The sequence below is a fragment of the Rhodopseudomonas palustris HaA2 genome (genome assembly GCF_000013365.1).
Lineage (GTDB): Bacteria > Pseudomonadota > Alphaproteobacteria > Rhizobiales > Xanthobacteraceae > Rhodopseudomonas > Rhodopseudomonas palustris_J.
The window spans coordinates 995,190-1,016,543 of the sequence record NC_007778.1 but is presented as its reverse complement, the minus strand read 5'-3'; the positions used below and the strand labels follow the sequence as shown (position 1 = coordinate 1,016,543).

The window sequence follows — 21,354 nt, the reverse complement described above, 5'->3', positions numbered from 1 at the left end:
AGGTCTCCAACCGCGCGAGGCGGGTCTTTCGAATTTGTCAGAACGGGCTGACGGAAAAATACCGCAGCCACAGATCGGTGTAGCGGCCCTTCTCCCAGACCCGGAACAGCGCCCAGTTCAGCGACTGGCGCAGCAGATCGTTGCCCTTGCGGACCGCGATGCCGACGCCCTCGCCGAAATAGCGACTTTCGGTGAACGGACCGCCGCTGAAGGCGCAGCAATTCTCGGAATCGGTGCCGTTGATCCAGAACGCCAGCGAGATCGCGTCGCCGAAGATGAAGTCGACCTCGCCGCGCCGCAGCGCCGCCCGCAGCGCCTCGTCGTTCGGGTAGGAATGCAACTCGGCGTCGGTGAACATTGCCTTGAGATAGGCCTCGTGCGCGGAGCCGGCGATCGCGCCGACCTTCTTGCCCTCGAGATATTCCGGGCGGATTTCCGGCAGCACCGCGTCCTTGCGGGCGACGAAACGGCCGGGCGCGCGGTAATAAGGATCGGTGAAATCGACCTTGCCGCGGGTCTGCGGCGTCACCGCCAGCGATGCGATGATGGCGTCGCCGCGATTGCTCGCCAGCGCATCGAGCAGCGTCTCGAACCGCCGCATCTGCACCGTGCAGGTGACCTTCATCTCCTCGCACAGCGCCCGCGCCAGATCGACATTGAAGCCGGCCGGATTGCCGTCGGCGCCGGTGAAATTGAACGGCGGATAGTCGGTCTCGGTGAGAAACCGGATCACGGTGAGGCGCGACAGGTCGGGCCGATCCGGGCGCCGCCGCGGGTCCCAGAATCCCGGCACGGCATGCGCAGTCGCCGCCGCGACGGCCTTGGCTTCCGCGCCGGTCTCGGCCGCGTGCGCGTCGCACAGCGGCAGCAGAGCACCGAACAGCATCAGCGCCATCAGCAATGGCCGCATCACGGCCCCGAACAATGGCCGCGCCACGGCCGATCGGCCGTTGATCAAGAACTCAATCCATGGTTGCATAGTCGGGATCCGCACCGGCGATCTTATAGACCATCCGGCGCGAGACGCGAGTGCCGTTTGCGTAAGGGCGTTCCATGGTCGCCGACCGCGCCGGACACAACGTTGCGGTGGAGCAGCGCGGCAGGCACGCGGGGACCTCGCCATGGCCGGGGCGGCCGGGCTTTCTCGCCTGCTGGAACGGGTCCGCCGTCGATGCTGCGACCGTGCCGCCGCAGAGTCCCGAACTGAATTGCCTGCGCGGTGTGCTGCCACCGAACCTGCTGGAGGCCGCCCGCCGGCGCGCCGGCGAACTCGGAACGGGTGCCGATCAGGTGCTGATCCGATGGGGCGTGATCGACGAAACGACTTATCTGCATCGACTGGCCCGGCATCTCCGGATCGCCCCCGAGGATTTTGCGCAGGTCGGCCGCGACGACACGCCGTTGTGCGACGACCAGATGCGGTTCGCCGCGGCGGCGGGGGTGATGCCGCTGCGGCAGAACGGCGACCTGGTATGGGCGATGGCGCCACGGCGGATGGCGGCGCGCACCTTGTGCGGCGTGCTGCACGATCATCCATCGCTGCGCAGCCGGTTTCGCGTCGCCCCCCAGTGCGCGATGCAGCAGTTCCTGCAGCAGACCGGTCAGGGCCTGGCGCAGCACGCGAGCTTCGGCCTGCAGCGCCGCTATCCCGCGCTGGCGGTTTCACCCTGCGATGTCGAGATCGGCTGGCGGACCGGGCTCAGGCGCGCGGCGGCCGGTGCGTTGCTGGCCGCCGCCTTGCCGCTGCTGTGCGCCGTCCATTCCGGCGTGGTCACGGCGCTGCTGTTTCTCGGCTTCATCGGATTGCGGCTGGCGGCGAGCCTGCAGCCGCGACCGCCCGCACCACGATCGGCGCGCCGGCCGGACGACGCATTGCCGATCTACACCGCGATCGCGGCGCTGTATCGCGAGGCGGCGTCGGTGGCGTCGCTGGTCGAAGCGATCGAGGCGCTGGACTATCCGCGCGAGAAACTTGACATCATTCTGGTCGTCGAGCTCGACGATCTCGCCACCCGCGCCGCGATCGCGCGGCTCGGGCCGCGACCACATCTGCGCGTGCTGATTGCGCCGGCGGTCGGGCCCAGGACCAAGCCGAAGGCGCTCAACTACGCGCTGCCGTTCGTGCGCGGCGGCATGGTGACGGTGTTCGACGCCGAGGACCGCCCGGAGCCCGATCAGCTTCGCGCCGCGCTCGACGCCTTCGCGCGCGGCGGGCCGACGACCGGCTGCGTCCAGGCCGGCCTGTGCATCGACAACATCACCCATAGCTGGCTGTCGCGGCTGTTCCTCGCCGAATATGCCGGCCAGTTCGAGGCGGTGCTGCCCGGCCTGACGCGACTGGGTCTGCCGCTGCCGCTCGGCGGCTCGTCGAATCACTTCCGCACCGCCGTGCTGCGCGAGGTGGGCGGTTGGGATGCTTACAACGTGACGGAGGATGCCGATCTCGGCTTCCGGCTGGCGCGGTTCGGCTACAGCGCCATCAGCTTCGACTCCCGCACCTTCGAAGAGGCGCCGATCGGCCTCGCCGCGTGGCTCGGCCAGCGCACCCGCTGGATGAAAGGCTGGATGCAGACCTGGTGCGTGCACATGCGCCGGCCCCGGCTGTTCTGGCGCGACGCCGGCTGGCGCGGCGTGCTGGCGCTGAACCTGTTCGTCGGCGGCAGCGTGCTGTCCGCCCTGATCCATCCGCTGCTGCTCCTGGACCTCGCCACGACAGGGCTCGCGCTCGCGCAGGGCGAGCCGCTGTCCCCGCCTTCGCCGTGGGCCTCGCTCCACGGTCTGGCCGTCGCCGCCGGATACGTCGGCAGCGCGGTCGTCGCTGCGATCGGCCTGAAGCGGATCGGTCGGCTGCACGATGCGGCCTGGCTGCTGCTGATGCCGCTGTACTGGATCTGCCTGTCGATCGCGGCCTGGCGCGCGCTCGGCGAACTGGTGTGGAAGCCGCATCATTGGCAGAAGACCGAGCACGGCGTCGCCGCGCGTGCCGCCCCTTCGCCGAAGGCCGTCGGGAAAACGCTCGTCAGAGATAGCGCTTCAGATCCGCGGCGGCCTCTTCGGGCTTCCGCTTCATGTTGAACGGGGCGACGAACCTGCCGTCCTTGTCCATCAGATAGATCAGCGCAGTATGATCCATCGTGTAGTCGCCATCCGAGGTCGGGACCTTCTTGGCGTAGACCCGGTAGCCCTTCTCGATCTTGTCGGTGGCCTCGCGCGAGCCGATCAGTCCCTTGAGATGCGGATCGAAGCTCGACAGATACTCCTTCATCGACTCCGGCGTGTCGCGCTCCGGATCGACCGAGACGAAATAGGCGTTGAGGCGGTCGGCGTCGGGACCCAGCGCCTGCAGCACCTGGGTGATCTCGAACAACGAGGTCGGGCAGACATCGGGGCAGCGGGTGAAGCCGAAGAAGATCAGCGTCGGTTTACCCTTCAGGCTCTGCTCGGTGACGATCCGGCCGTTGTGGTCGGTGAGCTGGAATGGGCCGCCGATCGACGCCGGGGCCGCGACCTTGTTCAACCCGCCGAGCAGCCACAGCACCACCACCAGGCCAACGACCAGACTGCCGGCGAACGCCGCGATGATGACGAGCGGACGGGTGGAAGAGGCTGGTGCGGCCATCGCGGAATCCTCGTCGAGAGCCGGTCGGCGAAGCGAGCGTCCGCGCACCGGCAAGATCCACACGGCGCGGCGCCGCATGTGCCGAAGCCATAGAGCGCAGCGCGGCGGCCGGCAAGCGCGCTCGCCGATCGTGGGATCACGTGATGCGGAGCGGCGCGCGTCCCGTCATCGCGACGCGGAGGCCTGTGCGTCCATATAGCACGGGCGGTACATCGACATCAGCTGCTTGCCGCGCAGGAAGATCATCTGCCGCGTCAACCCGCCGCGCTTGGCAATCCAGCGGCGGATCTCGGCCGGATACATCGTGTACAGCATCTGCGTCGCTTCGGGATTGGTGACCGCGCGACCGTTGGAGCCGAGATCCCAGGCGGCATGGAAGCCGAGATTGGCGCGCGAGGTGACGCAGATCTTGTGGTGCGGCACAGCGCCGAGCACGATGGTGCAGGCGGAAGCGCACAGACCGTCGATCACCACCGTTTCGCCGGAGGAACGCAGGCTCTGATACTTGTCGACGTAGGTTCCGATGCGGCCGCCGCGATCGTCGGCGATCCGGACCACGGCTTGGGCCGATGCCGCACCGGCGAGAAGCAGAACCGCCGCCAGCAATCCCGTCAGCAATCTCATGCCCCGCCCCAGTCAGTTCAGTCGGCTGTTCCAAGTCTGCCTGCGTCGCCGTCTTGAATCGGGCGAAGCCGATTCAGGACGCTTCATCAGCGTGATTTCGGATCGGCTGTTTGTCCAGATCGCGAGCCTCGCTCCAATTAAATTCAAATCGAGTGTTGCAGGCGGGATGCACTCGGCACGAGTCCGGGTCCCAATCTGAAACAGCATGGACACGAAAGCCGTTGACCGCGCCGGGCCGCGCGCGTTTCAATCGGTTCCTCCACAGGGAACGCCCATGACGACAGATGCGGACGTGATCGTGATCGGCGCCGGCCTCGCCGGTCTGGTCGCCGCCACCGAGATCGCGGACGCCGGACGCTCGGTGATCGTGATCGATCAGGAGGGCGAACAGAATTGCGGCGGCCAGGCGTTCTGGTCGTTCGGCGGCCTGTTCCTGGTCGACTCGCCGGAGCAACGCCGGCTTGGAATTCGCGACAGCTACGAACTCGCGCTGCAGGACTGGCTCGGCGCGGCCGGTTTCGACCGCGACGAGGATCTGTGGCCGCGGCGCTGGGCCGAAGCCTATCTCGGCTTCGCCGCCGGCGAGAAGCGCGACTGGCTGCGCGCAATGGGGCACAGGATCTTTCCGGTGGTCGGCTGGGCCGAGCGCGGCGGCTACGACGCCATGAGCCACGGCAATTCGGTGCCGCGCTTCCATGTCACCTGGGGCACCGGGCCCGGGCTGATCGAACCGTTCGTGCGCCGCGCCCGCGCCGCACAGGATTCCGGCCGGCTCGGCTTCCGGTTCCGCCACCGCGTCGATGCGCTGACGCTGACCAACGGCGTCGTCGAGGGCGTCAGCGGCGCGGTGCTCGAGCCGACGCAGGCGCCGCGCGGCGCAAGTAGTTCGCGCAAGGTGATCGGTGACTTCACGCTGCGCGCCCAGGCGGTGATCGTCGCCTCCGGCGGCATCGGCGGCAATCACGAGCTGGTGCGACAGAATTGGCCGCAGCGGCTGGGCAAGCCGCCGCAACGGATGATCTCCGGCGTGCCCGCGCATGTCGACGGCCGGATGCTCGGCATCACCGAGGCCGCCGGCGCGCGGCTGATCAACCGCGACCGGATGTGGCACTATGTCGAGGGCCTGCAGAATTTCGATCCGATCTGGCCGCGCCACGGCATCCGGATTTTACCCGGACCGTCGTCGATGTGGTTCGACGCCACCGGCAAACGGCTGCCGGCGCCGCTGTTTCCCGGCTCCGACACGCTCGGCCAGCTCCACGCCATCATGGCGACCGGCTACGACTATTCCTGGTTCGTGCTGACGCAGGCGATCATCAAGAAGGAATTCGCGCTGTCGGGTTCCGAGCAGAATCCGGACCTGACCGGCAAGAGCTGGCTGATGACCGCGCGCCGCGCCACCAACAAGGCCGCGCCGGCGCCGGTCGAAGCGTTCAAGCAGCACGGCGCCGACTTCATCGTCCGCGACAATCTCGACGATCTGGTCGTCGCGATGAACGCGCTCAGCGGCGACAATCTGCTGAAGCCGGGCGAACTGCGCAGCCAGATCGAGGCGCGCGACCGCGAGATCGACAATGCCTTCGTCAAGGACGCGCAGGTGATGAACATCCACAATGCGCGGCGCTATATCGGCGACCGGCTGATCCGCACCGCGAAGCCGCACAAGATTCTCGATCCCGCCTACGGCCCGCTGATCGCGGTGCGGCTCAACATCCTCACCCGCAAGACGCTCGGCGGATTCGAGACCGATCTCGACGCGCGGGTGTTCGGCCAGGACGGCGCGATCATTCCGGGGCTGTACGCGGTCGGCGAAGCCGCCGGCTTCGGCGGCGGCGGCATGCACGGCTATCGCTCGCTCGAAGGCACCTTCCTCGGCGGCTGCCTGTTCTCCGGCCGCAACGCCGGCCGCGCGGCGGCGAAAGCGGTGGCGTGACAGGCGAATTAGTCCTCAACGGCGCGCGATGCGGACGCCGGCTGACAGAGTACTAACAGCAGCGCTCAGCTTGCGCGGCGCGCCGGCAAGCCGTCGTTAATGATCTCCGTAAAGCCTAATTCCGCTCTGTCGTTGACGACCGGGAGCGGCGGCCGCATTGATGCGTTCGAATACGTCGCAAGGACGTTCGTCGCAAACAGCTGAAGGGGACGCCAGTCATGTCACGCCTCGCCGCCGCTATCATCACCGCGCTCGCCGCCGTCGCGCTGCCGACCGCCGCTTCGGCCTGCTACGGCTGCTACACGCCGCCGCCCTGCCACACCTGCTATCAGCAGCAGGTCGTGCCGCCGCAATACCGCACTGTCGAAGAGACCGTGATGGTGGCGCCGGGCCGCGTCGTCGCGCACCGCACGCCGGCGCAGTACCGCACCGTGATGGTGCCGAAGACCGTGATGGTCGCGCCGGAAGGCGTCGAATACGAGCGCATCCCGCCGCGATACGCGACCCGCGAGCGCGTCGAGATGGTGGCCCCGGCGCGGGTCTACTACGCCCCGGTGCGCCCGCGCTGCGGCGGCTGCGGCTGGTAGGCAATCAACGACTCTATCTCCGTCATTGCGAGCGAAGCGACGCAATCCAGCCGCACGCCACGGAGCTGGATTGCTTCGTCGCTGCGCTCCTCGCGATGACGAAGATCACCCCCGCCGGTGCGGCAGCTTGCGGCCTTCGAGCTTGCGCAGCCCCGCCTCGCGGCGTTCCAGCCACCAGCCATATTGCTTCGGCCAGTCGGCGAACACCTCGTCGTCCTCGGTGAGTTCGAGCTGGGCGTGCAGCGTCCAGTTCGGATCGAACAGCGCCTCGCGGCCGATCGCGACCAGATCGGCCTGGCCCTGCTCGACGATCGATTCCGCCTGGTCCGGATGCAGGATCAGCCCGACCGCGATGGTCGGAATCTCGGCTTCCTTGCGGATGGTCTCGGCGAACGGCACCTGGAAGCCATAGCCCCGCGGAATGCGCGCCGCGGTGGCCGAGCCGAGCAGCCCGCCCGACGAGCAGTCGATGATGTCGGCGCCCCGCGCCTTGGCCTCGCGCGCGAACACCACCGAATCGGCGAGCTCGATGCCGCCCTCGACCCCGTCGACCGACGACACTCGCACCGCCAGCGGCAGCGGGGCGGGCCAGACGGCGCGCACCGTCTCGATCACCTGCAACGGAAACCGCATTCGCCCGGCGCGGCTGCCGCCGTAAGCGTCGGTCCGCATGTTGGACAGCGGCGACAGGAACGAATGCAGCAGATAGCCGTGGGCGCAATGCACTTCGAGCATTTCGAAGCCGGCCTCGACCGCGCGCAGCGTCGCGGCGCGCCAGGCCTCGAGCAGGTCGTCGAGCTGATCTTCGGACAGTTCCTGCGGCATCAGCCAGCCGTCCTCCATCGGCACCGAACTCGGCGCGACGATCGGCCACGGCTCGTCGCCGCGCGCGCGATCTTCCGCGGTGAGCGCGGCGTTGCCGTACCACGGTCGCTGCATGCTGGCCTTGCGCCCGGCATGGGCGAGCTGGATCGCCGGCACCGCGCCATTGTCGCGCAGGAACGCGGCGATCCGCTCCAGCGGCTTGATCTGGCCGTCGTGCCACAGCCCGAGGTCGCCATGGGTGATACGGCCATTGGCCGTGACAGCGGTGGCTTCCACCATCACGATGCCGGCGCCGCCTTGGGCGAACTTGCCGAGATGGACGAGGTGCCAGTCGTTGGCGACGCCGTCGACCGCCGAGTACTGGCACATCGGCGAGATCAGGATGCGGTTCTTGGCGGTGATGCCGCGCAAGGTGAACGGGCGGAACAGCGGCGGCTGCGACATCGGACACTCCACAGCTCTGGGCGTTTGACGTGCGTGACGGTCTCAGGGTCTGCACTGCGACGGCGAGAGCGTCAACCGGTGCGTGAATACGTCCGACGTCACCCGCCCGGCGGAATTCGGCGGACCTGCGCAACCTGGGTCAATTGCTTGCTGTGATTGTGAATTCGAGCCCTTTTGGACTATCGTCGAAGGATGACCCTGATCAGCCGACAAAGCACCTTCCGCCTCGCCGCGCTCGCACTTTTGACCACGCTGCTGCCGCTCCACGGCGCCGCGGCCGAAGGACTGTATCCCGCGCGCCCCGTCCGCATCGTGGTGCCGTTCGCCGCCGGCGGCGTCGCCGACATCACCGCCCGGCTGGTCGCCGACAAGCTCGGCGCCAAGCTCGGCAGCCGCTTCTACATCGAGAACCAGCCCGGCGCCGGCGGCATCAGTGCGGCGCGCACCGTGATCGCGGCGCAGCCCGACGGCTACACGCTGGCGCTGCTGTCGAACGGCACCGCGATCAGCGCCTCGCTGTTCAAGAAGCTGCCGTTCGATCCGGTCAAGGACTTCGCGCCGATCTCGACTCTCGGCTTCTTCGACTTCCTGTTCACGGTCCGGGCCGATGCGCCCTACAAGACGATGGAAGAGTTCATCAAGGCGGGCAAGCAGAGCCCGGGCCGATTCAATGTCGGCACCATCATTCTCGGCAGCACGCAGAATCTCGCGGCCGGCATGTTCAAGACCGCGGCGGGGATCGACTTCGTCACGATTCCGCATCGTGGCACGCCGGACGTCTTGGTGTCGCTGCTGCAGGGCAATCTCGACATGGCGATCGACAGCTACTCGGCGCTGAAGGGCAGCCTCGCCGACGGCAAGATCCGCACGCTGGCCGCCTCGGGGCCGCTGCGCTCCAAGATCACGCCGAACGTGCCGACGCTGCGCGAAAACGGACTGGAAGTGAGCATCGAATCCTGGAACGCGCTGTTCGCGCCGGCCGCGACGCCGCCGGCGGTGATCAGCACGCTGAACCGCGCGCTGCAGGAGATCCTCGCCGAACCGGCGCTGAAGAAACAGCTGCTCGACCTCGGCGTCGACGCGCGCGGCTCGACGCCGGACCAGCTCGCGACGCGACTGCGCGCCGACATCGAGAAATGGAAGGCCGTGATCGAGACCTCCGGGATCGAGAAACAATAGCGGCCCGTCCGGGCAAGGCATTCGATGAATCTCAAGCAGCTCGAATATTTCATGCGCGTGGCCGAGCTCGGCTCGTTCAGCAAGGCGGCGATGATGCTCGACATCGCGCAGCCGGCGCTGAGCCGGCAGGTCCGTGGGCTGGAGACCGAACTCAATCAGCAATTGTTCCTGCGCAACGGCCGCGGCGTGGCGCTGACGGAAGCGGGGCGCCGGCTGTTCGACCACAGCGTCGGCATCATGCAGATGGTGGCGCATGCGCGCGAGGATCTCGGCGCCAGCCGCGACGCGCCGGTCGGCCGCGTCACCATCGGCCTGCCGCCGTCGATCGGACGCCAGCTCACGCTGCCGCTGATCGACCGCTTCAAGCGCGAACTGCCGGCGGCGCGGCTCGCGATCGTCGAGGGGCTGTCGTCGCATATCGTCGAATGGGTCACCACCGGCCGCGCCGATGTCGGGCTCGTGTACAATCCGGAAGCGCAATCCGGTATCGACATCACGCCGCTGCTGCAGGAACCGCTCGGCCTCGTCAGCCGGGCCCCGAAGGGCAAGCGCGGCCAGCCGGCGCCGCCGCTGCCGTTCAAGGAACTGTCGGCCTATCCGCTGATCGTGCCGGAGCGCGTCCATGCGATGCGCCGGCTGCTCGAGACCCAGGCGGCGCTCGCCGGGGTCAAGCTCGACATCGCCTGGGAAGTCTCGAGCGTGCCGTCGATCATCGAACTGGTCTGCGCCGGCTACGGCCATGCGGTACTGACCGCGAGCGGCGTCGCCGCCTCGCCGCGCGCGGCCGAACTGAGTTCGCGCAGGCTGATAGACCCCGCGGCGACCAGCGCGCTGTGCCTCGCGGTGTCCGCGACGAGACGGCCGACGCCGCTCGCGCAATATACCATGCGGCTGCTGACGGAACTGGCGCGCAGCCTGCCGAACTGAGCGCGCCGCGCGTTGCAGTGCTGGGGCGGCATGGCGGCACGACTTTGCCATACCTTAACCCGATAGCTGTTATTGAGACGCGGCGGTGGCGTCGTCCGGCCGCCAACGCCACAATGGCATAATAATCCGGGAAGGAAGCGAATGCAGACGGCCATCCCCTGCCTGTTCATGCGCGGCGGGACCTCTCGCGGCCCCTTCTTCAATGCTGCCGATCTGCCGAGCGACATTGCCACCCGCGACAGAGTGCTGCTCGCGGTGATGGGATCGCCGGATCGTCGCCAGATCGACGGCCTCGGCGGCGCGCATCCCTTGACCAGCAAGGTCGGCATCGTCGCGAAAGGCTCCAAGCCCGGCGTCGATCTCGACTTTCTGTTCGCGCAATTGCAGCCCGACAAGGACAGTGTCGACACCACGCCGAACTGCGGCAACATGCTCGCCGCGGTGGTGCCGTTCGCGCTGGAAACCGGACTGGTGCAGCCGCAGGGCGACACCACGACCCTGCGCGTGCTGACGCTCAACACCGACATGCAATGCGACATCACCGTGCAAACGCCGGACGGTCACGTCAGCTATGACGGCGACGCGCGGATCGACGGCGCGCCGGGCACCTCGGCGCCGATCAAGATCAACTTCCTCGACACCGCGGGCTCGGTGGCGCCCTCACTGCTGCCGACCGGTAACGTCCGCGACGTCATCGACGGCGTCGAGGTGACCTGCATCGACAACGGCATGCCGCTGGTGATGTTCAGGGCCGAGGCCGTCGGCCGCACCGGCTATGAGGGTGTCGCGCAGCTCAATGCCGATACCGACCTCAAGGCGCGGCTGGAGCGGCTGCGGATCGCCTGCGGCCACGCCATGCAGCTCGGCGACGTCACCGCGAAAAACTATCCGAAGATGACGCTGATCACCGCGCCGCGCGCGGGTGGCAGCATCACCACCCGCAGCTTCATCCCGCATGTCTGCCACGACGCCATCGGCGTGCTCGCCGCGGTGACGGTGGCGACCGCCTGCGTGCTCGACGGCTCGGTGACGCAGGGCATCGCGCAGGTGCCGGACGGCACGATCAAACAGATCTCGGTCGAACACCCGACCGGCGAATTCTCGGTCGAGATCGAGGTCGATCCGGCCAACCCGCAAACCGTCACCCGCGCCGCTTTGCTGCGCACCGCGCGGCTGATCATGCGCGGCGAGGCGATGGTGCCGGCGTCGGTGTGGGGCGGGAAGACGGCCGGCGACGCAGCCCTGCGGCAGGCGGGTTGAGGCATCGAATGCAGAGAAGAAATAACATCGAAGCCCGCGCTGTTCGTGCGAGCGACGCCACAAGCCACGGACGTCATACGCGGGCTTGACCCGCGTATCCATCATCTCAAGAGGATGGATTGCCGGGTCAAGCCCGGCAATGACGGCCACAGACTATTCGAGGACACCCGATGATCATCGACATTCACGGTCACTACACCACCGCCCCGAAGGCGCTGGAGGATTGGCGCAACCGCCAGATCGCCGGCATCAAGGACCCGTCCGCGATGCCGAAAGTGTCCGAGCTGAAGATCAGCGACGACGAGCTGCGCGCGTCGATCATCGACAACCAGCTGAAGAAGATGCAGGAGCGCGGCAGCGACCTCACGGTCTTCTCGCCGCGCGCCTCGTTCATGGCGCACCATATCGGCGACTTCAACGTCTCCTCGACCTGGGCGGCGATCTGCAACGAGCTGTGTCACCGCGTCGCGCAACTGTTCCCGGACAATTTCATCGGCGCGGCGATGCTGCCGCAATCGCCGGGCGTCGATCCGAAGACGTGTATTCCCGAACTCGAGAAGTGCGTCAGGGACTACGGTTTCGTCGCGATCAATCTCAATCCCGATCCGTCCGGCGGGCACTGGACCTCGCCGCCGCTGAGCGACCGGCAGTGGTATCCGATCTACGAGAAGATGGTCGAGCTGGATATCCCGGCGATGATCCACGTCTCGACCAGCTGCAACGCCTGCTTCCACACCACCGGCGCGCATTATCTCAACGCCGACACCACCGCCTTCATGCAATGTCTGACCTCGGACCTGTTCAAGGATTTCCCGACGCTGAAATTCGTGATCCCGCACGGCGGCGGCGCGGTGCCGTATCACTGGGGCCGGTTCCGTGGGCTGGCGCAGGAATTGAAAAAGCCGCTGCTGAAGGATCATCTCCTCAACAACATCTTCTTCGATACCTGCGTGTATCACCAGCCCGGCATCGATCTCTTGACCAAGGTGATTCCGGTCGACAACGTGCTGTTCGCCTCGGAGATGATCGGCGCGGTGCGCGGCATCGATCCGGAGACCGGCTTCTACTACGACGACACCAAGCGCTACATCGAGGCGTCGACGATCCTGACGCCGGCCGAGAAGCAGCAGATCTACGAAGGCAATGCGCGCCGCGTCTATCCGCGGCTGGACGCCGCCCTCAAGGCCAAGGGGAAGTAGCATGACCGTACGGATGAACGATCTCGGCATCGTCAAGCGCAACATCAGCCGCGCCGACAAGGCAGCGGTCGAGAAATTGTCGCGGTTCGGCGTCGCCACCATCCACGAGGCGATGGGCCGAGTCGGCCTGATGCAGCCCTATATGCGGCCGATCTACGCCGGCGCGCACGCCTGCGGCACCGCCGTCACCGTGCTGCTGCAGCCCGGCGACAACTGGATGATGCATGTCGCGGCCGAGCAGCTTCAGCCCGGTGATATCGTGGTGGCGGCCTGCACGGCGGACAACACCGACGGCTTCTTCGGCGACCTGCTGGCGACCAGTTTTCGCGCCCGCGGCGCCCAGGGGCTGATCATCGACGCCGGCGTGCGCGATGTCCGCGATCTCACGCAGATGCAGTTTCCGGTGTTCTCCAAGGCGATCCACGCCAAGGGCACCGTCAAGGCGACGCTCGGCTCGGTCAATATCCCGGTGGTGTGCGCCGGGGCCTATGTGGTGCCCGGCGACGTCGTCGTGGCCGACGATGACGGCGTCGTGGTGGTGCCGGCCGCGGTGGCGCAAGCCGTCGCCGACGCCGCCGAAGCGCGCGAGGCCAACGAGGCCGAGAAGCGCGAAAAGCTCGCGAGCGGCGTCCTCGGCCTCGACATGTACAAGATGCGCGAGCCGCTGGAAAAGGCCGGGCTGAAGTATATCGACTGATGAGCAGCGATCCGAAACAAGCGCGCATCGGACTGGTCGGCTATGGCGAGGTCGGCAAGATCCTCGCCGAGGATCTGCGCGCGCAGGGCGTCGCGGTCGCCGCGTTTGACGTGAAGCTGGACGACGATCGCGCGGGTCCGCTGCGCGAGCACGCGACTGCGCATGGCGTGACGCTGGCGACCTCGCATGCCGATCTCGCCGCGCGGTGTGACGTGATCATTTCGGCGGTGACGGCGAGCCAGACCGTGGCGGTGGCCGAAGCCTGTGCGGGCGCGCTCAACCAGGGTTCGTGGTTTCTCGATTTCAATTCGGCCTCGCCGGGCGCCAAGCAACGCGCCGCCGCGCTGATCGAGAGCGCTCATGGCCGCTACGTCGAAGGCGCGGTGATGACCTCGGTGCCGCCCTATCGGATCAAGGTGCCGCTGCTGCTCGGCGGTCCGCACGCCGCGGAGCTTGCGCCGCTGCTGGGTGCGCTCGGCTTCGATGCCAAGCCGGCGAGCGATCGGCTCGGTGTGGCGTCGGCGACCAAGATGTGCCGCAGCATCATGATCAAGGGGCTGGAGGCGATGGTGATCGAGAGCTTCACCACCGCGCGCGCCTACGGCGTCGAGGATGCGGTGATCGCCTCGCTGGCCGAGACCTTTCCGTCGATCGATTGGGAGAAGCAGGGCGCCTACTTCTTCCAGCGCGTGATCGAACACGGCCGCCGCCGCGCCGAGGAAGTGCGCGAGGTCGCGCAGACCGTCCGCGAGGCCGGGCTGACGCCGTGGTCGGCGCAGGGCACGGCCGAGCGCCAAGCCTGGGTGGCGGATCTCGCGGATGAAGGTCTGTTCGGGATGCGCGGCAGCAAGGAGTTTGCGCGTAGCGCCGACTGGCGCGTCGAGGCGGATCGGATATTGGCGCAGGCGAAGGACAAGAAGAACACTTAGTGCCGACGACTTGAGGCCGCAGCGCTCGTGGTTTCCCCTCCCCCTTGCGGGGAGGGTCGGCCGAGCGAAGCGGAGGCCGGGGTGGGGGTCCACGGGCACTGTGCTCGCGGACCCCCACCCCCGACCCCTCCCCGCAAGGGGGAGGGGAGAAGTAAAGAGCTCCGTTCTGAACCACGCGCTGACTTCAATGAGCAGCAGATACAAGAGTAACCTGAATGACCTTCGAAAAGACCCCCGGCTGGCTGGACTGGTACGCAAATCCGTCGAAGCCGCGGTTCAAGGTGCCGGCGGGCTCCGTCGATGCGCATTGCCATGTGTTCGGGCCGGGCGCGGAATTTCCGTTCGCGCCGGAGCGCAAATACACGCCGTGCGACGCGTCCAAGCAGCAGCTTTATGCGCTGCGCGACCATCTCGGCTTCGCCCGCAACGTCGTCGTGCAGGCGACCTGCCACGGCGCCGACAACCGGGCGATGGTCGACGCGCTGGTCCATTCGAACGGCCGCGCGCGCGGCGTCGCCACCGTCAAGCGCAGCGTCAGCGACGCCGAACTGCAGGCGATGCACGATTCCGGCGTGCGCGGCGTGCGCTTCAATTTCGTCAAGCGGCTGGTCGACTTCACCCCGAAGGACGAGCTGGTCGAGATCGCCGAGCGGATCAAGACGCTCGGCTGGCACGTGGTGATCTATTTCGAGGCGGTCGATCTGCCTGAGCTGTGGGACTTCTTCACCGCGCTGCCGACCACCATCGTGGTCGACCACATGGGCCGGCCGGATGTCGGCAAGCCGGTCGACGGGCCCGAATTCGAGCTGTTCGTCCGTTTCATGCGCGAGCATTCCAACGTCTGGTCGAAGGTGAGCTGCCCGGAGCGGCTGTCGGTGTCGGGCCCACCGGCTTTGCACGGCGAACAGCACGCCTATCGCGATGTGGTGCCGTTCGCCCGCCGCATCGTCGAGAGCTTCCCGGACCGCGTGCTGTGGGGAACCGACTGGCCGCATCCGAACCTGAAGGACCACATGCCCGACGACGGCCTGCTGGTCGATTTCATCCCGCACATCGCGCCGACCGCGGAACTGCAACGCAAACTGCTGGTCGACAACCCGATGCGGCTATACTGGCCGGAGGAGACATGATCCGACCGTCCTGGCAACGCGCACGAACCTCACCTCTCCCCGCGTGCAGGGAGAGGTCGACCGGGTTCGCGCAGCGAGGCCGGTCGGGTGAGGGGGCGTCTCCGCAAAGCCGAGCGGCTCAGACTCGCGGAGACGCCCCCTCACCCCGACCCTCACCCCGCACGCGGGGAGAGGGAGCGATCGCTGCCCGTTTCAACTAACAAGTCTCAGAGGAGAAACCGCCATGTCCCTCGACAAACCCTATACCGACGTGCCCGGCACCACGATCTTCGACGCCGATATGTCGCGGATGGGCTATCACCTGAACCAGTTCTGCATGTCGCTGATGAAGGCGGAGAACCGCGCCCGCTTCAAGGCGGACGAACGCGCCTATCTCGACGAATGGCCGATGACCGAGGAGCAGAAGCAGGCGGTGCTCGATCGCGATCTCAACCGCTGCATTTCGCTCGGCGGCAACATCTACTTCCTCGCCAAGATCGGCGCGACCGACGGCAAGAGCTTCCAGCAGATGGCGGGCTCGATGACCGGCATGACCGAAGAGGAATATCGCAACATGATGATCAATGGCGGCCGTTCCGCCGAGGGCAACCGCTACATCGGGGAGAAGAAGTAATGGCCCGCATCACCGCCAGCGTCTACACCTCGCACGTGCCGGCGATCGGCGCCGCGATCGACATGAAGAAGACCGGCGAAGACTATTGGAAGCCGGTGTTCAAGGGCTACGAGTTCTCCAAGGAATGGCTGAAGAACGAGAAGCCCGACGTGATCTTCCTCGTCTTCAACGATCACGCCACCGCGTTCAGCCTCGACTTCATTCCGACCTTCGCGATCGGCACCGCGGCCGAATACACGCCGGCCGACGAAGGCTGGGGACCGCGCCCGGTGCCGAAGGTGATCGGCCATCCGCAGCTCGCCGCGCATATCGCCCAGTCGGTGATCCAGGACGATTTCGATCTCACCATCGTCAACAAGATGGACGTCGACCACGGCCTCACCGTGCCGCTCAGCCTGATGTGCGGCGAGCCGCAGGCCTGGCCCTGCCCGGTGATCCCGTTCGCCGTCAACGTCGTGCAATATCCGGTGCCGTCCGGCCGGCGCTGCTACATGCTCGGCCAGGCGATCGGCCGCGCGATCCGGTCCTACGACGAAGACCTCAACGTGCAGATCTGGGGCACCGGCGGCATGAGCCACCAATTGCAGGGCCCGCGCGCCGGCCTGATCAACCGCGAATGGGACAACGCCTTCCTCGATCAGCTCATTGCCGATCCCGACGCGCTGTCGAAGAAGCCGCATATCGACTACGTTCGCGAGGCGGGCTCCGAGGGCATCGAACTGGTGATGTGGCTGATCGCGCGCGGCGCGATGAGTGACGCTGCCGGCGGCCCCAAGCCCAAGGTCGCGCATCGTTTCTATCACGTCCCGGCCAGCAACACCGCGGTCGGGCATCTGATTCTGGAGAACGCCTGATATGGCCAAAGCGATCAAGGTCGCGCTCGCGGGTGCGGGCGCGTTCGGCATCAAACATCTCGACGGCATCAAGAACATCGACGGCGTCGAGGTGATCTCGCTGATCGGGCGACGGCTGGAGCCGACCCAGGAGGTCGCCGACAAATACGGCATCAAGCACGTCTCGACCGAGCTCGCCGACGCGCTGGCGATCAAGGACGTCGACGCCGTCATCCTGTGCACGCCGACCCAGATGCACGCCGAGCAGGGCATCGCCTGCATGAAGGCCGGCAAGCACGTCCAGATCGAGATTCCCCTGGCGGACTCGCTGGCCGATGCGCAGGCGGTGGTCGACCTGCAGAAGACCACCGGGCTGGTGGCGATGTGCGGCCACACCCGGCGCTTCAACCCGAGCCATCAATACGTCCACAACAAGATCACGGCCGGCGAGCTGAACATCCAGCAGATGGACGTGCAGACCTATTTCTTCCGCCGCACCAACATGAACGCGCTCGGCCAGCCGCGGAGCTGGACCGACCACCTGTTGTGGCACCACGCCGCCCACACGGTGGATCTGTTCGCCTATCAGGCGCGTTCGCCGATCGTGAAGGCGAATGCGGTGCAGGGGCCGATCAACCCGAATCTCGGCATTGCGATGGACATGTCGATCCAGCTCAAGGCCGCGAACGGCGCGATCTGCACGCTGTCGCTGTCGTTCAACAATGACGGGCCGCTCGGCACCTTCTTCCGCTACATCGGCGACACCGGCACCTACATCGCCCGCTACGACGATCTGGTGAACGGCAAGGAAGAGAAGATCGACGTTTCCAAGGTCGACGTCTCGATGAACGGCATCGAACTGCAGGACCGCGAATTCTTCGCCGCGATCCGCGAAGGCCGCGAGCCGAACGCCAGCGTCGCCCAGGTGCTGCCGTGCTATCAGGTGCTGCACGACCTCGACCTGCAGCTCGCAAAGGGCTGACCGCCCGGCGGTCGAACGATCGTCATGCCCGGCAGCCCGGGCATGACGGCCGAGTGTGATGCTGATCACGACGGCGCGAAACCTTGTGTTTCGCCGGTGGAACCTTAGGTTAAGAGGCGAAGTTATCTCACGACGGCCGATGCACGGCCGCCCGCCAAGTCGAGGTTTCCAATGTCGAAGTGTCAGATCCCGCGATCGGCCGGAGCCAGGGCCCTCATCATCGCGACCGTGGCGGCGCTTGCGCTGCCAGCGCTGGAGGCGACCCCGGCCGCCGCAGCCCCGAAGCCAGCCGGCGTGACCACCCAGATCGAAATGACCGATGTCAGCGCCGCCAGGAAGCGCCGCCACGTCCGGCGCGGCGGCGGCAACAATGCCGCGGCGGCCGCGGCCTTCGCCGGGATCATCGGCACCATCGGCGTGATCGCCGCCAGCCAGGCCCGGCGCGACTACTACGAGAGCCATTATTATTACGGCCCGCGGCACTACGGCCCGCGGCCCTATGGCTATTACGGGGCCCCGGGATACATCGGCGGCCACCCGGGTTATGGCTACGGCAACGGCTATCACTACGGCTATTGATCGGAGCTGATCGACCATATCGAGGCCGCGCCTCGGGCGCGGCCATTTGCCTCGACAGGGAGTCGCCGGTTTTACGCAACCGACATCGATTTTCGCTAGGCTGGTTAAATGGCTGATTCGGTTGAGCGACTCTATCAGGCGGTGCTGGCGGCGCGGGATCTCGATCCCGCGACATCTCGCACGGCGCGGCTGTTTCGCGGCGGCTCCGGCAAGATGGCCAAGAAGCTCGCCGAGGAGGCGATCGAGGTCGTGATCGACGCCGTCAACGGCGACCGCGACGCGGTGGTCCGGGAAAGCGCCGATCTCATCTACAATCTCACCGTGCTGTGGGCTTCCGCCGGTGTTCGCCCGGACGACGTCTGGGCGGAGATGAGCCGGCGCGAAACCCTGTTCGGGATTGCCGAGAAGGTTCCCAAATCCGCCCTGAAGATCGCCGACGCCGCGACCCTGCACCCCGTCCGGCGGCCGATCACAGCGCTCGAGACCCACGCCGCGCGCAAGCGGCGCTGATCGTCTGCCGGCCTCCGTCACAACTGTGGAATGGACAAATCCGCCCGGGGGTGGTTGATCGCGCCATGCTGAGACGAATCTACGACTGGTGCATCGACGCCGCCCACAAGCCCTACGCCCTCTGGATCCTGGCGATGGTCTCCTTCGCGGAGAGCTCGTTCTTTCCGATCCCGCCGGACGTGATGCTGATCCCGATGTCGCTGGCGCGGCCGGAGCGCGCGTGGTTCTACGCCGCGCTGTGCACCGTCACCTCGGTCCTCGGCGGCGTGGTCGGCTATGCGATCGGCGCGCTGCTCTACGACTCGGTCGGCCACTGGCTGATCCAGCTCTACGGCTATGGCGACAAGGTCGAGACCTTCCGCGCCGGCTATGCGGAATGGGGCGCCTGGATCATCCTGCTGAAGGGCCTCACCCCGATCCCCTACAAGCTCGTCACCATCACCTCCGGCTTCGCCGGCTACGACATCTGGCTGTTCATCCTGTTCTCGATCATCGCCCGCGGCGGCCGTTTCTTCGTGGTTGCGATCGTGCTCAACCGTTACGGCGTGGTGATCCGCGAGCAGATCGAAAAGCGGCTGACGATGTGGGTCACGATCGGTGCGGTGGTGCTGGTGCTCGGCTTCGTCGTCGCGGTCAAGCTGGTGTGAGCCGCCGGTGACTGCACCGTTGCTGATCAGGGCCGCGGTCGCGATCATGTTCGCAGCGGCCGGGCCGGCCGGCGCGCAGACATCGCCGCCGCCACCCGAGCCGCCGCCACGCGAAAATCCCGGCCTCGTCAACGAGATCGGCAAGCTGCTGACGAACCCGTCGTCGCTGCTGCCTGATTTCGCCAAGCCGGACCGCAGCAAGACCGACATGCCGGCCCCCGAAGCACCGCCCGCATCGCAACCGCCGCAGCCGCAGCCGCAACAGGCGGCGCCCTCGCCGCCGCCGTCCGCACCGTCGCCCGCCGCGCCGACCATCCCGGCGATGGTCAACGGCCGCCAAGTCTGCCCGGCCTCGGCCAATGGCGCACCCGATTGCGCCGCAGGCGCCGTGATCCTGTGCCGGGCCAAGGGCTATCGGGACGGCCGCAGCCTCGCGATCGACGCCACCGAGAAATGCTCGGCCAAGCTGCTGATTCCCGGCCGCGCCCGCCAGCCGGACGATTGCCGCACCGAGAATTTCGTGACACGGGCCTGGTGCCAGTAGCGCGGCGGATTTTCCGCGCGCTTGCGTTGAAAGGCTGCATTTTTCCGCATCGACCGCCTTGCAGGCCGGTTCCTGCCTTGCTTTTGTGTCGCCGCGGTTGCACCGCCAAACACAACAAGAGGAGACATCCGGAATGCCCATGCCTGCATTGTTCAAAGGCCGTCTGTCGATCCCGGTGATCGGCTCGCCGCTGTTCATCATTTCGACGCCCGATCTGGTGATCGCGCAATGCAAGGCCGGTGTGGTCGGCTCGTTTCCCGCGCTGAATGCGCGGCCGGCGGCGCTGCTGGACGAATGGCTGCATCGCATCAAGGAAGAGCTCGCCGCCCACGACAAGGCGCATCCGGATCGCCTGTCGGCCCCCTTCGCGGTCAACCAGATCGTGCACAAATCCAACAACCGGCTCGATGCCGATCTGGCGCTGTGCGAGAAGCACAAGGTGCCGATGCTGATCACCTCGCTCGGCGCCCGCGAGGAGCTGAACCAGGCCGCGCATAATTGGGGCGGCATCGTGTTCCACGACGTCATCAACCAGCGCTTCGCCCACAAGGCGGTCGAGAAGGGCGCCGACGGCCTGATCCTGGTCGCGGCCGGCGCCGGCGGCCATGCCGGCATGCAGTCGCCGTTCGCCTTCGTCACCGAGACGCGCAGCTGGTACGACGGCCCGATCGCGCTGTCGGGCGCCATCGGCAACGGCCGCGCGATCCGCGCCGCCCGCGTGCTCGGCGCCGACTTCGCCTATATCGGCTCGGCCTTCATCGCCACCCAGGAAGCCAATGCCGTGCCGCGCTACAAGGAGATGATCACCACCTCCGGCGCCGACGACATCGTCTATTCCAATTTGTTCACCGGCGTGCACGGCAACTATCTGAAGCCGTCGATCGTCGCCGCCGGCATGGACCCGGACAATCTCGAACAGTCCGATCCGTCGAAGATGAATTTCGGCACCGACGAAGCCGGCGAGCGCGCCAAGCCGAAGGCCTGGAAGGAAATCTGGGGCGCGGGCCAGGGCATCGGCAGCATCACCGGCATCGTGCCGGTCGCCGAAATGGTCGCGCGCTTCAAGCAGGAATACGACGACGCGATCGACCCGCCGCTGGCGTAGTGGCGCGCCAAGCACAGACGTCATCCTGAGGAGCGCGCCGTCTTCGGCGCGCCTCGAAGGATGACAGCAACAAAGGCGGCTGCGGCCCATCCTTCGAGGCCGCCGCTGCGCGGCGGCGCCTCAGGATGACGGCGAACTCGTTGAGAAGCCGTCGTCCAACGGCCGCTTCTGTGTTTTAACCTTGTTCC

22 protein-coding genes are annotated in these 21,354 nt (G+C 66.9%); 18 read left to right on the top strand and 4 right to left on the bottom strand.

The features are described from left to right. Positions 1-37: 37 nt before the first annotated feature. Positions 38-910, bottom strand: a complete 873-nt coding sequence (locus RPB_RS04505; protein ID WP_011439787.1) for a transporter substrate-binding domain-containing protein — start codon at positions 908-910, stop codon at positions 38-40. A gap of 143 nt (positions 911-1,053) precedes the next feature. Between RPB_RS04505 and RPB_RS04500 the strand changes: the two genes are divergently transcribed. Then, positions 1,054-3,075, top strand: a complete 2,022-nt coding sequence (locus RPB_RS04500; protein WP_011439786.1) for a glycosyltransferase family 2 protein — start codon at positions 1,054-1,056, stop codon at positions 3,073-3,075. Here RPB_RS04500 and RPB_RS04495 read toward each other — a convergent pair. Together RPB_RS04495 and RPB_RS04490 are read right to left on the bottom strand one after the other, a co-directional pair. Then, positions 3,020-3,619, bottom strand: a complete 600-nt coding sequence (locus RPB_RS04495) for an SCO family protein (protein WP_011439785.1) — start codon at positions 3,617-3,619, stop codon at positions 3,020-3,022. The genes RPB_RS04500 and RPB_RS04495 overlap by 56 nt on opposite strands. 165 nt (positions 3,620-3,784) lie before the next feature. Continuing rightward, complete coding sequence (locus RPB_RS04490; RefSeq protein WP_011439784.1) at positions 3,785-4,243, bottom strand: hypothetical protein; 459 nt, start codon at positions 4,241-4,243, stop codon at positions 3,785-3,787. Between the two features lie 274 nt (positions 4,244-4,517). On the opposite strand from RPB_RS04490, the gene RPB_RS04485 reads away from it, so the two are divergent. Next, positions 4,518-6,176 (top strand): FAD-binding dehydrogenase, encoded by a 1,659-nt coding sequence (locus tag RPB_RS04485; RefSeq protein WP_011439783.1) that lies wholly within the window; start codon positions 4,518-4,520, stop codon positions 6,174-6,176. A gap of 218 nt (positions 6,177-6,394) precedes the next feature. Beyond that, the gene (locus tag RPB_RS04480; protein WP_011439782.1) at positions 6,395-6,763 is read left to right on the top strand and encodes a hypothetical protein; all 369 of its coding nucleotides are present in this window, start codon (positions 6,395-6,397) and stop codon (positions 6,761-6,763) included. Between the two features lie 105 nt (positions 6,764-6,868). On the opposite strand, the gene RPB_RS04475 is transcribed toward RPB_RS04480, so the two are convergent. Further along, a complete protein-coding gene (locus tag RPB_RS04475; protein ID WP_011439781.1) occupies positions 6,869-8,032 on the bottom strand; it encodes an NADH:flavin oxidoreductase/NADH oxidase in 1,164 nt (387 codons plus the stop codon). A 192-nt stretch (positions 8,033-8,224) separates the two neighbouring features. On the opposite strand from RPB_RS04475, the gene RPB_RS04470 reads away from it, so the two are divergent. The 15 genes from RPB_RS04470 (at position 8,225) to RPB_RS04400 (ending at position 21,166) form a co-directional block, all read left to right on the top strand. Beyond that, positions 8,225-9,211, top strand: a complete 987-nt coding sequence (locus RPB_RS04470) for a Bug family tripartite tricarboxylate transporter substrate binding protein (RefSeq protein WP_011439780.1) — start codon at positions 8,225-8,227, stop codon at positions 9,209-9,211. A 24-nt stretch (positions 9,212-9,235) separates the two neighbouring features. Further along, a complete protein-coding gene (locus RPB_RS04465) occupies positions 9,236-10,138 on the top strand; it encodes a LysR substrate-binding domain-containing protein (RefSeq protein ID WP_011439779.1) in 903 nt (300 codons plus the stop codon). Between the two features lie 141 nt (positions 10,139-10,279). After that, a complete protein-coding gene (locus RPB_RS04460) occupies positions 10,280-11,398 on the top strand; it encodes a 4-oxalomesaconate tautomerase (RefSeq protein ID WP_011439778.1) in 1,119 nt (372 codons plus the stop codon). A gap of 170 nt (positions 11,399-11,568) precedes the next feature. Then, positions 11,569-12,597 carry an amidohydrolase family protein gene (locus RPB_RS04455; RefSeq protein WP_011439777.1) on the top strand — a complete coding sequence of 343 codons (1,029 nt, stop codon included), beginning with the start codon at positions 11,569-11,571 and terminating at the stop codon, positions 12,595-12,597. Between the two features lies 1 nt (position 12,598). After that, entirely contained in the window at positions 12,599-13,294 is a 696-nt protein-coding gene (gene ligK / locus RPB_RS04450; protein WP_011439776.1) for a 4-carboxy-4-hydroxy-2-oxoadipate aldolase/oxaloacetate decarboxylase, read from the top strand. Next, complete coding sequence (locus RPB_RS04445; RefSeq protein WP_011439775.1) at positions 13,294-14,223, top strand: DUF1932 domain-containing protein; 930 nt, start codon at positions 13,294-13,296, stop codon at positions 14,221-14,223. Before ligK ends, RPB_RS04445 begins: the two co-directional genes overlap by 1 nt. Before the next feature lie 215 nt (positions 14,224-14,438). Continuing rightward, entirely contained in the window at positions 14,439-15,353 is a 915-nt protein-coding gene (locus tag RPB_RS04440) for an amidohydrolase family protein (RefSeq protein ID WP_011439774.1), read from the top strand. A 223-nt stretch (positions 15,354-15,576) separates the two neighbouring features. Next, on the top strand, positions 15,577-15,966 hold the full coding sequence (gene ligA, locus RPB_RS04435; protein ID WP_011439773.1) for a protocatechuate 4,5-dioxygenase subunit alpha: 390 nt from the start codon (positions 15,577-15,579) through the stop codon (positions 15,964-15,966). Beyond that, entirely contained in the window at positions 15,966-16,820 is an 855-nt protein-coding gene (locus RPB_RS04430) for a class III extradiol dioxygenase subunit beta (protein ID WP_011439772.1), read from the top strand. Before ligA ends, RPB_RS04430 begins: the two co-directional genes overlap by 1 nt. Before the next feature lies 1 nt (position 16,821). Then, complete coding sequence (locus RPB_RS04425) at positions 16,822-17,781, top strand: Gfo/Idh/MocA family oxidoreductase (protein ID WP_011439771.1); 960 nt, start codon at positions 16,822-16,824, stop codon at positions 17,779-17,781. A 171-nt stretch (positions 17,782-17,952) separates the two neighbouring features. Next, entirely contained in the window at positions 17,953-18,360 is a 408-nt protein-coding gene (locus tag RPB_RS04420; RefSeq protein ID WP_011439770.1) for a hypothetical protein, read from the top strand. A gap of 108 nt (positions 18,361-18,468) precedes the next feature. Further along, complete coding sequence (hisE, locus tag RPB_RS04415) at positions 18,469-18,870, top strand: phosphoribosyl-ATP diphosphatase (RefSeq protein WP_011439769.1); 402 nt, start codon at positions 18,469-18,471, stop codon at positions 18,868-18,870. A 65-nt stretch (positions 18,871-18,935) separates the two neighbouring features. Beyond that, positions 18,936-19,517, top strand: coding sequence for a YqaA family protein (locus RPB_RS04410; protein ID WP_011439768.1), 582 nt, complete (start codon positions 18,936-18,938; stop codon positions 19,515-19,517). A gap of 7 nt (positions 19,518-19,524) precedes the next feature. Then, complete coding sequence (locus tag RPB_RS04405; RefSeq protein ID WP_011439767.1) at positions 19,525-20,061, top strand: hypothetical protein; 537 nt, start codon at positions 19,525-19,527, stop codon at positions 20,059-20,061. Positions 20,062-20,194: 133 nt separating this feature from the next. Then, entirely contained in the window at positions 20,195-21,166 is a 972-nt protein-coding gene (locus RPB_RS04400; RefSeq protein WP_011439766.1) for an NAD(P)H-dependent flavin oxidoreductase, read from the top strand. Positions 21,167-21,354 lie beyond the last annotated feature (188 nt).

Bases quoted from the DNA above. Each gene is read 5' to 3' on its own strand.
- RPB_RS04465 (WP_011439779.1), top strand. From the start codon at position 9,236: ATGAATCTCAAGCAGCTCGAATATTTCATGCGCGTGGCCGAGCTCGGC.
- RPB_RS04470 (WP_011439780.1), top strand. From the start codon at position 8,225: ATGACCCTGATCAGCCGACAAAGCACCTTCCGCCTCGCCGCGCTCGCA.
- ligK (WP_011439776.1), top strand. From the start codon at position 12,599: ATGACCGTACGGATGAACGATCTCGGCATCGTCAAGCGCAACATCAGC.
- RPB_RS04475 (WP_011439781.1), bottom strand. From the start codon at position 8,032: ATGTCGCAGCCGCCGCTGTTCCGCCCGTTCACCTTGCGCGGCATCACC.
- RPB_RS04445 (WP_011439775.1), top strand. From the start codon at position 13,294: ATGAGCAGCGATCCGAAACAAGCGCGCATCGGACTGGTCGGCTATGGC.
- RPB_RS04495 (WP_011439785.1), bottom strand. From the start codon at position 3,619: ATGGCCGCACCAGCCTCTTCCACCCGTCCGCTCGTCATCATCGCGGCG.
- RPB_RS04400 (WP_011439766.1), top strand. From the start codon at position 20,195: ATGCCCATGCCTGCATTGTTCAAAGGCCGTCTGTCGATCCCGGTGATC.
- RPB_RS04410 (WP_011439768.1), top strand. From the start codon at position 18,936: ATGCTGAGACGAATCTACGACTGGTGCATCGACGCCGCCCACAAGCCC.
- RPB_RS04505 (WP_011439787.1), bottom strand. From the start codon at position 910: ATGCGGCCATTGCTGATGGCGCTGATGCTGTTCGGTGCTCTGCTGCCG.
- RPB_RS04430 (WP_011439772.1), top strand. From the start codon at position 15,966: ATGGCCCGCATCACCGCCAGCGTCTACACCTCGCACGTGCCGGCGATC.
- ligA (WP_011439773.1), top strand. From the start codon at position 15,577: ATGTCCCTCGACAAACCCTATACCGACGTGCCCGGCACCACGATCTTC.
- RPB_RS04420 (WP_011439770.1), top strand. From the start codon at position 17,953: ATGTCGAAGTGTCAGATCCCGCGATCGGCCGGAGCCAGGGCCCTCATC.
- RPB_RS04425 (WP_011439771.1), top strand. From the start codon at position 16,822: ATGGCCAAAGCGATCAAGGTCGCGCTCGCGGGTGCGGGCGCGTTCGGC.
- RPB_RS04460 (WP_011439778.1), top strand. From the start codon at position 10,280: ATGCAGACGGCCATCCCCTGCCTGTTCATGCGCGGCGGGACCTCTCGC.
- RPB_RS04455 (WP_011439777.1), top strand. From the start codon at position 11,569: ATGATCATCGACATTCACGGTCACTACACCACCGCCCCGAAGGCGCTG.
- RPB_RS04480 (WP_011439782.1), top strand. From the start codon at position 6,395: ATGTCACGCCTCGCCGCCGCTATCATCACCGCGCTCGCCGCCGTCGCG.
- hisE (WP_011439769.1), top strand. From the start codon at position 18,469: ATGGCTGATTCGGTTGAGCGACTCTATCAGGCGGTGCTGGCGGCGCGG.
- RPB_RS04490 (WP_011439784.1), bottom strand. From the start codon at position 4,243: ATGAGATTGCTGACGGGATTGCTGGCGGCGGTTCTGCTTCTCGCCGGT.
- RPB_RS04485 (WP_011439783.1), top strand. From the start codon at position 4,518: ATGACGACAGATGCGGACGTGATCGTGATCGGCGCCGGCCTCGCCGGT.
- RPB_RS04440 (WP_011439774.1), top strand. From the start codon at position 14,439: ATGACCTTCGAAAAGACCCCCGGCTGGCTGGACTGGTACGCAAATCCG.
- RPB_RS04500 (WP_011439786.1), top strand. From the start codon at position 1,054: ATGGTCGCCGACCGCGCCGGACACAACGTTGCGGTGGAGCAGCGCGGC.